Source organism: Shigella sp. SIG3, from assembly GCF_053555855.1.
The window spans coordinates 1-11,933 of record NZ_JBQZXE010000112.1 but is presented as its reverse complement, the minus strand read 5'-3'; the positions used below and the strand labels follow the sequence as shown (position 1 = coordinate 11,933).

Here is an 11,933-nt window from a genome sequence, read left to right as displayed (position 1 = left end):
CGCCGATGGGCAATGGCTGGTTTTTTCGGATATGACCAATAATGCCAGCGGTGGGGCCGTATTTTTGCAACAAGGAGCGGAATTTTCACTATTACCAGAAAATGAAACTGGAATGACTCTGTTTGCCAATAACACCGTTACAGGAGAATATAATAACGGCGGGGCCATATTTGCTAAAGAAAACTCAACGCTGAATCTTACTGATGTTATTTTTTCCGGTAACGTCGCAGGCGGCTATAGTGGCGCAATCTATTCTTCTGGTACTAATGATACTGGTGCCGTCGATTTACGTGTCACTAACGCCATGTTTCGCAATAATATCGCTAATGATGGCAAAGGTGGCGCAATTTATACCATTAATAATGACGTCTATTTAAGTGATGATGTTTTTAACAATAACCAGGCATATACATCAACAAGTTACAGTGATGGCGATGGCGGGGCAATCGATGTTACCGATAATAATAGCGACAGCAAGCATCCTTCAGGTTATACGATAATAAATAACACCGCCTTTACAAATAACACAGCCGAAGGTTATGGCGGGGCGATATATACCAATAGCGTGAGGGCTCCCTATCTTATTGATATTTCTGTTGATGACAGCTACAGCCAGAACGGCGGCGTGTTAGTCGATGAGAACAATAGCGCAGCAGGCTATGGAGATGGTCCTTCCACTGCGGCGGGTGGCTTTATGTATCTCGGCTTAAGTGAAGTTACCTTTGATATTGCCGACGGAAAAACGCTGGTTATCGGCAATACAGAGAATGACGGAGCTGTTGACTCTATTGCTGGTACCGGGTTAATCACCAAAACAGGTTCCGGCGATCTGGTACTTAATGCAGATAACAATGACTTTACTGGTGAGATGCAGATTGAAAACGGTGAAGTTACCCTGGGTCGCAGCAACTCCCTGATGAATGTCGGCGATACGCATTGCCAGGACGATCCGCAAGACTGCTACGGTCTGACGATAGGGAGTATTGATCAGTATCAGAATCAGGCTGAGCTAAACGTTGGCTCGACCCAACAAACTTTTGTGCACGCATTGACGGGCTTTCAGAATGGCACTTTAAATATCGATGCTGGTGGCAACGTTACTGTTAATCAGGGCAGTTTTGCTGGCATCATCGAAGGTGCTGGTCAGCTCACCATTGCGCAAAACGGCAGCTACGTGCTGGCAGGGGCGCAGTCGATGGCGCTAACCGGCGATATAGTCGTTGATGATGGTGCGGTGCTTTCGCTGGAAGGCGACGCGGCAGATCTTACCGCTCTCCAGGACGATCCGCAGTCGATCGTGTTAAACGGCGGTGTGCTCGATCTCTCTGATTTCTCCACTTGGCAGAGCGGCACATCATACAATGATGGCCTTGAAGTCAGTGGCAGCAGCGGAACGGTTATCGGCAGTCAGGATGTGGTAGATCTTGCAGGTGGCGACAATTTGCATATCGGCGGTGACGGGAAAGATGGCGTCTACGTGGTGGTCGATGCGAGCGACGGGCAGGTAAGTCTGGCAAACAATAATAGTTATTTGGGCACAACACAAATCGCCTCCGGTACGCTGATGGTGAGCGACAACTCGCAGCTTGGAGATACCCACTATAACCGCCAGGTTATCTTTACCGATAAGTAACAAGAAAGCGTGATGGAGATTACTGCCAATGTCGATACTCGCTCTACGACGACTGAGCATGGGCGTGATATTGAAATGCGCGCCGACGGTGAAGTGGCAGTTGATGCGGGGGTAGACACGCAGTGGGGCGCACTGATGGCTGACAGCAGCGGGCAGCATCAGGATGAGGGTAGCACATTTACTAAAACGGGGGCGGGTACGCTGGAGCTGACCGCCAGCGGTACAACGCAGTCGGCGGTACGTGTCGAAGAAGGCACCCTGAAAGGCGATGTTGCGGATATCTTTCCTTATGCTTCGTCACTGTGGGTTGGTGATGGGGCAACGTTCGTTACTGGCGCGGATCAGGATATTCAGTCAATTGATGCTACTTCCAGCGGCACTATCGACATCAGCGATGGTACGGTTTTGCGTCTGACCGGGCAGGATACTTCCGTCGCCCTTAATGCCTCACTATTTAACGGCGATGGGACGCTGGTAAATGCTACCGATGGCGTGACGTTGACAGGCGAGCTTAATACCAACCTTGAAACTGACAGCCTGACCTATCTTGCTGACGTGACGGTTAATGGTGATCTGACCAATACGTCCGGTGCGGTTAGCCTGCAAAATGGCGTCGCTGGCGATACGCTGACGGTAAACGGTGATTATACCGGCGGCGGTACGCTACTATTCGACAGCGAATTAAACGGCGATGACTCGGTAAGCGATCAATTGGTGATGAACGGTAATACTGCTGGCAACACAACTGTGGTGGTTAACTCCATTACAGGGATTGGTGAGCCGACATCGACAGGCATTAAAGTGGTTGATTTCGCAGCTGATCCCACGCAGTTTCAAAACAATGCACAGTTCAGTCTGGCTGGCAGTGGCTACGTCAACATGGGAGCGTATGACTACACGCTAGTGGAAGATAACAACGACTGGTATCTGCGATCGCAAGAAGTAACGCCGCCATCGCCACCTGAGCCAGACCCGACTCCCGATCCTGATCCCACGCCGGATCCTGACCCAACCCCCGACCCGGCCCCTACGCCTGCTTACCAGCCGGTGCTGAATGCCAAAGTTGGCGGTTATCTCAATAACCTGCGGGCGGCAAATCAGGCGTTTATGATGGAGCGACGCGATCACGCTGGTGGCGATGGTCAGACGCTGAATTTACGTGTTATCGGCGGACGTTATCATTACACGGCGGCAGGGCAACTGGCTCAGCAGGAAGACACTTCTACGGTGCTGCTTAGCGGCGGCTTGTTTAGCGGGTGCTGGGGCACGGATGGCGAGTGGATGCTTGGGGCGGTTGGTGGCTACAGTGATAATCAGGGCGACAGCCGCTCGAATATGACCGGAACTCGCGCCGATAACCAGAACCACGGTTATGCCGTTGGGCTGACCTCAAGCTGGTATCAGCACGGTAATCAGAAGCAGGGGGCCTGGCTGGATAGCTGGCTGCAATACGCGTGGTTTAACAATGATGTTTCCGAACATGAAGATGGCGTGGATCGTTACCATTCGTCGGGGATTATCGCCTCGCTGGAAGCCGGGTATCAGTGGTTACCGGGGCGTGGTGTGGTGATTGAACCGCAGGCGCAGGTGATTTATCAGGGCGTGCAGCAGGATGATTTTACCGCCGCTAACCATGCGCGCGTGTCACAATCGCAGGGGGATGATATTCAGACGCGGCTGGGTTTACACAGCGAATGGCGTACCGCGGTTGGTGTCACACCAACATTAGATCTGAATTATTATCACGATCCCCATGCGACGGAAATTGAAGAAGATGGCAGCACTATCAGTGACGATGCGGTGAAGCTACGGGGTGAAATAAAAGTGGGAGTCACGGGCAATATCAGTCAGCGAGTGTCTCTGCGCGGCAGCGTGGCGTGGCAGAAAGGGAGTGATGATTTTGCCCAGACGGCAGGGTTTTTGTCGATGACGGTGAAATGGTAATCGCTGTCTGACCATCACAATTGCCGGATGCGGCGTAAACGCCTTATCTGGCCTACGGAGAGCATTTGTAGGCCTGATAAGACGCTGCAAGCGTCGCATCAGGCATTGGCGCGGCCAAACATCAACCTCACTTATTCTGCGTGTGCAGCATATAGTTCACATCCACGCCGGGGCCGAGCTTAAAGGAATTAGTGATCGGGTTGTAATGTAGCCCGGTTATATGTCGCTCTTTTAAACTGGTCTGATCCACCCAGCCAAGCAGCTCTGCCGGTTTAATAAACTTCTTCACATCATGCGTACCTTTGGGCACCATGCGCAAAATATATTCCGCGCCAACCACCGCCATCAGCCATGACTTGCCGTTGCGGTTAAGCGTCGAGAAAAAGACATCGCCGCCTGGTTTCACCAGTTGCGCACAGGCTCTGACCACTGACTGCGGATCGGGTACGTGCTCCAGCATCTCCATGCAGGTCACCACATCATACTGCCCGGCATGTTTTGCCGCGTGCTCTTCCACGGTTTCCTGCACGTAATCCACCTGAATGCCGCTTTCCAGCGCGTGCAGCTTTGCCACCTGCAATGGCTCAAAGCCCATATCCAGACCGGTCACCGTCGCGCCTTCGCGCGCCATACTCTCGGCCAGAATGCCGCCGCCACAACCGACATCGAGCACCTTTTTGCCAAATAAACCGCCAGCACGCTCGGCAATATAGCCCAGACGCAGCGGGTTAATGCGGTGCAACGGTTTGAACTCACCTTCAAGATCCCACCAGCGGGAGGCGACGGCTTCAAATTTAGCGATCTCTTCATGGTCTACGTTATGGTTTTCCGGCGATTTTTCGGCATTCATTGGCACTTCTACTCCGTAATTGGCAAGACAAACGAGTATATCAGGCATTGGATGTGAATAAAGCGTATAGGTTTACCTCAAACTGCGCGGCTGTGTTATAATTTGCGACCTTTGAATCCGGGATACAGTAGAGGGATAGCGGTTAGATGAGCGACCTTGCGAGAGAAATTACACCGGTCAACATTGAGGAAGAGCTAAAGAGCTCCTATCTGGATTATGCGATGTCGGTCATTGTTGGCCGTGCGCTGCCAGATGTCCGAGATGGCCTGAAGCCGGTACACCGTCGCGTACTTTACGCCATGAACGTACTAGGCAATGACTGGAACAAAGCCTATAAAAAATCTGCCCGTGTCGTTGGTGACGTAATCGGTAAATACCATCCCCATGGTGACTTGGCGGTTTATGACACGATCGTCCGTATGGCGCAGCCATTCTCGCTGCGTTACATGCTGGTAGACGGTCAGGGTAACTTCGGTTCCATCGACGGCGACTCTGCGGCGGCAATGCGTTATACGGAAATCCGTCTGGCGAAAATTGCCCATGAACTGATGGCCGATCTCGAAAAAGAGACGGTCGATTTCGTTGATAACTATGACGGCACGGAAAAAATTCCCGACGTCATGCCAACCAAAATTCCTAACCTGCTGGTGAACGGTTCTTCCGGTATCGCCGTAGGTATGGCAACCAACATCCCGCCGCACAACCTGACGGAAGTCATCAACGGTTGTCTGGCGTATATCGATGATGAAGACATCAGCATTGAAGGGCTGATGGAACACATCCCGGGGCCGGACTTCCCGACGGCGGCAATCATTAACGGTCGTCGCGGTATTGAAGAAGCTTACCGTACCGGTCGCGGCAAGGTATATATCCGCGCCCGTGCTGAAGTGGAAGTTGACGCCAAAACCGGACGTGAAACCATTATCGTCCACGAAATTCCGTATCAGGTAAACAAAGCGCGCCTGATCGAGAAGATTGCGGAACTGGTAAAAGAAAAACGCGTGGAAGGCATCAGCGCGCTGCGTGACGAGTCTGACAAAGACGGTATGCGCATCGTGATTGAAGTGAAACGCGATGCGGTCGGTGAAGTTGTGCTCAACAACCTCTACTCCCAGACCCAGTTGCAGGTTTCTTTCGGTATCAACATGGTGGCATTGCACCATGGTCAGCCGAAGATCATGAACCTGAAAGACATCATCGCGGCGTTTGTTCGTCACCGCCGTGAAGTGGTGACCCGTCGTACTATTTTCGAACTGCGTAAAGCTCGCGATCGTGCTCATATCCTTGAAGCATTAGCCGTGGCGCTGGCGAACATTGACCCGATCATCGAACTGATCCGTCATGCGCCGACGCCTGCAGAAGCGAAAACTGCGCTGGTTGCTAATCCGTGGCAGCTGGGCAACGTTGCCGCCATGTTGGAACGTGCTGGCGACGATGCTGCGCGTCCGGAATGGCTGGAGCCAGAGTTCGGCGTGCGTGATGGTCTGTACTACCTGACCGAACAGCAAGCTCAGGCGATTCTGGATCTGCGTTTGCAGAAACTGACCGGCCTTGAGCACGAAAAACTGCTCGACGAATACAAAGAGCTGCTGGATCAGATCGCGGAACTGTTGCGTATTCTTGGTAGCGCCGATCGTCTGATGGAAGTGATCCGCGAAGAGCTGGAGCTGGTTCGTGAACAGTTCGGTGACAAACGTCGTACTGAAATCACCGCCAACAGCGCAGACATCAACCTGGAAGATCTGATCACCCAGGAAGATGTGGTCGTGACGCTCTCTCACCAGGGCTACGTTAAATATCAGCCGCTTTCTGAATACGAAGCGCAGCGTCGTGGCGGGAAAGGTAAATCTGCCGCACGTATTAAAGAAGAAGACTTTATCGACCGACTGCTGGTGGCGAACACGCACGACCATATTCTGTGCTTCTCCAGCCGTGGTCGCGTCTATTCGATGAAAGTTTACCAGTTGCCGGAAGCCACTCGTGGCGCGCGCGGTCGTCCGATCGTCAACCTGCTACCGCTGGAACAGGACGAACGTATCACCGCGATCCTGCCGGTGACCGAGTTTGAAGAAGGCGTGAAAGTCTTCATGGCGACCGCTAACGGTACTGTGAAGAAAACCGTCCTCACCGAATTCAACCGTCTGCGTACCGCCGGTAAAGTGGCGATCAAACTGGTTGACGGCGATGAGCTGATCGGCGTTGATCTGACCAGTGGCGAAGATGAAGTAATGCTGTTCTCCGCCGAAGGTAAAGTGGTGCGCTTTAAAGAGTCTTCTGTCCGTGCGATGGGCTGCAATACCACTGGTGTGCGCGGTATTCGCTTAGGTGAAGGCGATAAAGTCGTCTCTCTGATCGTGCCTCGTGGCGATGGCGCAATCCTCACCGCAACGCAAAACGGTTACGGTAAACGTACTGCAGTGGCGGAATACCCAACCAAGTCGCGTGCGACGAAAGGGGTTATCTCCATCAAGGTTACCGAACGTAACGGTTTAGTGGTTGGCGCGGTGCAGGTAGATGACTGCGACCAGATCATGATGATCACCGATGCCGGTACGCTGGTACGTACTCGCGTTTCAGAAATCAGCATCGTGGGCCGTAACACCCAGGGCGTGATCCTCATCCGTACTGCGGAAGATGAAAACGTAGTGGGTCTGCAGCGTGTTGCTGAACCGGTTGACGAGGAAGATCTGGATACCATCGACGGCAGTGCCGCGGAAGGGGATGATGAAATTGCTCCGGAAGTGGACGTTGACGACGAGCCAGAAGAAGAATAATTTTACTTCTTCATGCCAAAAGGGAGCTATCTCCCTTGTTTGAATTGAAAAGTCCAGGCTGCAAAGTCTGGGCTTTTGTCGTATTAGGGCGCGGTAAAGTTTGGCTGTGCCCGTAAAAAATGGCTGGCTATACACAAGGAATGTGGCAATGAGTGGTGAAAAAAAGGCGAAAGGCTGGCGGTTCTATGGTCTTGTAGGTTTTGGCGCAATAGCACTGCTTTCCGCTGGCGTCTGGGCGTTGCAATATGCTGGCAGTGGGCCAGAAAAAACGTTGTCGCCGCTGGTGGTGCACAACAATCTGCAAATCGATCTCAATGAGCCGGACCTCTTTCTAGACAGCGACTCTCTGAGCCAGCTTCCCAAAGATCTCCTCACCATTCCGTTTCTCCACGATGTTCTGAGCGAGGATTTCGTTTTCTATTATCAGAATCATGCAGATCGTCTGGGCATTGAAGGCAGCATTCGCCGCATTGTCTATGAACACGATCTCACGCTGAAAGATAAGCTCTTTTCGTCACTCTTAGATCAGCCCGCGCAGGCGGCGCTATGGCACGATAAACAAGGCCATCTTTCACATTACATGGTGCTGATCCAGCGCAGTGGTTTAAGCAAACTGCTGGAGCCATTGTTGTTTGCCGCTACCAGCGACAGCCAGTTAAGCAAAACGGAAATCAGTAGCATCAAGATAAATAGTGAAACTATTCCTGTTTATCAGTTGCGCTATAACGGCAATAACGCCCTGATGTTCGCGACATATCAGGACAAGATGCTGGTGTTTTCCAGTACGGATATGTTGTTTAAAGATGATCAGCAGGATACCGAAGCCACGGCGATCGCAAGTGATTTGTTGAGCGGTAAAAAACGCTGGCAAGCCAGCTTTGGCCTGGAAGAGCGTACAGCCGAAAAAACGCCAGTACGCCTGCGCATCGTGGCCAGCGCCAGGTTGCTGGGTTTTGGCTACCAGCGGTTAATGCCTTCTTTTGCTGGCGTACGCTTCGAAATGGGTAACGACGGCTGGCACAGTTTTGTGGCGTTAAATGATGAATCCGCCAGCGTAGATGCCAGTTTCGATTTTACGCCGGTCTGGAACAGTATGCCTGCCGGAGCCAGCTTCTGTGTGGCGGTGCCGTATTCACACGGTATTGCCGAAGAGATGCTTTCGCACATCAGCCAGGAAAACGACAAGCTGAATGGGGCGTTAGACGGTGCCGTGGGGCTGTGCTGGTATGAAGACTCAAAATTGCAAACCCCGCTGTTTGTCGGTCAGTTTGATGGCACTGCCGAACAGGCGCAATTGCCAGGGAAACTGTTTACGCAAAATATTGGTGCGCACGAAAGCAAAGCGCCAGAAGGTGTTTTGCCGGTAAGCCAGACTCAGCAGGGCGAAGCGCAAATCTGGTGTCGCGAAGTGAGTTCCCGATACGGTCAGTATCCGAAAGCGCAGGCGGCGCAACCCGATCAATTAATGTCGGATTATTTTTTCCGTGTGTCGCTGGCGATGCAAAACAAAACGCTGCTTTTCTCCCTCGATGACACGCTGGTTAATAACGCCCTGCAAACACTGAATAAAACCCGCCCGGCAATGGTGGATGTAATACCCACTGATGGCATCGTTCCGCTCTATATCAATCCACAAGGCGTGGCGAAACTGCTGCGTAACGAAACGTTGACCAGTCTGCCGAAGAATCTCGAACCGGTTTTTTATAACGCCGCACAAACTTTATTAATGCCGAAGCTGGACGCTTTATCTCAACAACCGCGTTATGTCATGAAGCTGGCCCAGATGGAACCCGGTGTCGCCTGGCAGTGGCTACCCATAACCTGGCAGCCGCTATGAGACACGGGCTGCTGGCGCTGATTTGCTGGCTGTGTTGTGTTGTTGCCCATAGCGAAATGCTGAATGTCGAACAATCCAGGCTGTTTCGCGCCTGGTTTGTACGCATTGCACAAGAACAGCTCCGCCAGGGGCCAAGTCCACGCTGGTATCAGCAGGATTGTGCGGGCCTGGTGCGATTTGCGGCGAACGAGACGCTGAAAGTTCACGACAGTAAATGGCTAAAAAGTAACGGTTTATCTAGCCAGTATTTGCCGCCAGAGATGACGCTAACACCTGAACAGCGTCAACTGGCGCAAAACTGGAATCAGGGGAGCGGGAAAAACGGCCCCTACGTGACCGCGATTAATTTGATTCAGTACAACAGCCAGTTTATTGGCCAAGACATAAACCAGGCGCTGCCTGGCGATATGATTTTTTTCGATCAGGGCGATGCCCAGCACTTAATGGTCTGGATGGGGCGTTACGTCATCAACCACACCGGAAGCGCCACGAAAACTGACAACGGAATGCGCGCAGTCAGTCTGCAACAACTTATGACATGGAAGGACACCCGATGGATACCCAACGATTCCAATCCCAATTTCATTGGCATTTATCGTTTAAATTTTCTGGCGCGATAGCAGCGTGCTTGTCCCTGTCTCTTGTGGGAACAGGGCTTGCTAAAGCTGATGATTCGCTTCCTTCCAGTAACTATGCGCCGCCCGCCGGGGGAACATTCTTTTTGCTTGCTGACAGCAGTTTTAGCAGCAGTGAAGAGGCGAAAGTGCGACTGGAAGCGCCGGGGCGTGATTATCGGCGTTATCAGATGGAAGAGTACGGCGGCGTGGACGTTCGCCTGTATCGTATTCCTGACCCGATGGCATTTTTGCGCCAGCAGAAAAACCTGCATCGCATTGTGGTGCAACCGCAATATCTGGGCGACGGGCTGAACAATACGCTGACCTAGCTGTGGGATAACTGGTACGGCAAATCTCGCCGCGTGATGCAGCGTACTTTCTCTTCTCAGTCACGGCAGAATGTGACTCAGGCATTACCCGAATTACATCTCGGCAATGCCATTATTAAACCTTCCCGTTATGTACAGAACAACCAGTTTTCCCCGCTGAAAAAATATCCCTTGGTGGAACAGTTCCGTTATCCACTATGGCAGGCTAAACCGGTCGAGCCGCAGCAAGGGATAAAACTGGAAGGCGCATCCAGCAATTTCATCTCGCCGCAGCCGGGTAATATTTATATTCCTCTCGGCCAACAAGAGCCGGGGCTGTACCTCGTCGAGGCGATGGTAGGTGGGTATCGGGCGACGACGGTGGTGTTTGTTTCCGATACCGTGGCGCTTAGCAAAGTGTCAGGTAACGAGCTTCTGGTATGGACCGCGGGTAAAAAACAGGGTGAAGCGAAGCCCGGCTCAGAGATCTTGTGGACTGACGGTCTTGGCGTGATGACCCGCGGGGTGACCGATGACAGCGGTACTTTGCAGTTACAACATATATCGCCAGAACGTTCATACATTCTGGGTAAGGATGCTGAAGGCGGCGTTTTTGTCTCCGAGAACTTCTTCTACGAAAGCGAAATCTACAACACCCGCTTGTATATTTTTACCGATCGCCCGCTATATCGCGCAGGCGATCGTGTCGATGTTAAAGTGATGGGCCGCGAGTTCCGCGATCCGTTGCATTCATCCCCCATCGTCAGCGCCCCGGCGAAGCTTTCGGTGCTGGACGCTAACGGCAGTCTGTTGCAAACCGTCGATGTCACGCTGGATGCGCGCAATGGCGGGCAGGGAAGTTTCCGCCTGCCAGAAAATGCCGTTGCCGGAGGTTATGAGTTACGTCTTGCTTACCGCAATCAGGTCTATAGCAGCAGTTTTCGCGTGGCAAACTACATCAAGCCACATTTCGAGATTGGTTTAGCTCTCGACAAAAAAGAGTTCAAAACTGGCGAAGCGGTCAGCGGCAAACTGCAACTGCTCTACCCGGATGGCGAGCCGGTAAAAAATGCCCGCGTGCAGTTAAGTTTGCGCGCTCAGCAATTATCAATGGTCGGTAACGATTTGCGTTATGCCGGACGTTTCCCCGTGTCGCTGGAAGGCAGCGAAACGGTGTCCGACGCCAGCGGTTATGTGGCGTTAAATCTCCCCGCCGCCGATAAACCGAGCCGCTATTTGTTAACCGTCTCCGCCAGTGACGGCGCGGCGTATCGCGTCACCACCACCAAAGAGCTCCTCATTGAACGCGGCCTGGCGCATTACTCTTTAAGTACCGCCGCACAATACAGTAATAGCGGCGAGTCGGTTGTGTTCCGTTATGCCGCGCTGGAATCTTCAAAACAGGTTCCTGTTACGTATGAATGGTTGCGTCTCGAAGACCGCACGAGCCATAGCGGAGAGCTACCGTCAGGCGGCAAATCCTTTACCGTCAATTTCGCTAAACCTGGCAACTACAATCTGACATTACGCGATAAAGACGGCTTAATTCTCGCTGGGTTAAGTCATGCCGTCAGCGGTAAGGGCAGCACGGCGCATACTGGTACGGTAGATATCGTGGCGGATAAAACGCTGTACCAGCCAGGCGAAACCGCGAAGATGCTGATTACTTTCCCGGAGCCAATTGATGAAGCGTTATTGACGCTGGAACGCGATCGCGTGGAACAGCAGTCGCTGCTTTCGCATCCGGCAAACTGGCTAACGCTACAACGTTTAAACGATACCCTGTATGAAGCCCGGGTTCCAGTGAGCAATTCCTTTGCGCCTAACATCACTTTTTCGGTGCTGTATACCCGTAATGGTCAGTACAGTTTTCAGAACGCCGGGATCAAAGTTGCCGTTCCTCAGCTTGATATCCGGGTGAAAACGGACAAAACCCATTACCAGCCTGGTGAACTGGTCAATGTCGAATG

General features: G+C 52.4%; 4 protein-coding genes and 2 pseudogenes. 5 read left to right on the top strand and 1 reads right to left on the bottom strand.

Annotated features, from left to right (window positions below; all coding sequences use genetic code 11):
- Positions 1-3,577, top strand: a pseudogene (yfaL, locus tag ACUU1I_RS16630) (AIDA-I family autotransporter adhesin YfaL/EhaC); the annotation flags it as partial.
- 127 nt (positions 3,578-3,704) lie between these two features.
- Here yfaL and ubiG read toward each other — a convergent pair.
- Positions 3,705-4,427, bottom strand: coding sequence for a bifunctional 2-polyprenyl-6-hydroxyphenol methylase/3-demethylubiquinol 3-O-methyltransferase UbiG (gene ubiG / locus ACUU1I_RS16625; RefSeq protein ID WP_000990752.1), 723 nt, complete (start codon positions 4,425-4,427; stop codon positions 3,705-3,707).
- A gap of 146 nt (positions 4,428-4,573) precedes the next feature.
- On the opposite strand from ubiG, the gene gyrA reads away from it, so the two are divergent.
- The 4 genes and pseudogenes from gyrA to ACUU1I_RS16605 all read left to right on the top strand — a co-directional run.
- Positions 4,574-7,201, top strand: coding sequence for a DNA topoisomerase (ATP-hydrolyzing) subunit A (gyrA, locus tag ACUU1I_RS16620; RefSeq protein ID WP_001281218.1), 2,628 nt, complete (start codon positions 4,574-4,576; stop codon positions 7,199-7,201).
- 148 nt (positions 7,202-7,349) lie between these two features.
- The gene (locus ACUU1I_RS16615) at positions 7,350-9,038 is read left to right on the top strand and encodes a DUF2138 domain-containing protein (RefSeq protein ID WP_000012289.1); all 1,689 of its coding nucleotides are present in this window, start codon (positions 7,350-7,352) and stop codon (positions 9,036-9,038) included.
- Complete coding sequence (locus ACUU1I_RS16610) at positions 9,035-9,658, top strand: DUF1175 domain-containing protein (RefSeq protein WP_001215762.1); 624 nt, start codon at positions 9,035-9,037, stop codon at positions 9,656-9,658. Before ACUU1I_RS16615 ends, ACUU1I_RS16610 begins: the two co-directional genes overlap by 4 nt.
- A 23-nt stretch (positions 9,659-9,681) precedes the next feature.
- Positions 9,682-11,933, top strand: a pseudogene (locus tag ACUU1I_RS16605) (MG2 domain-containing protein); the annotation flags it as partial.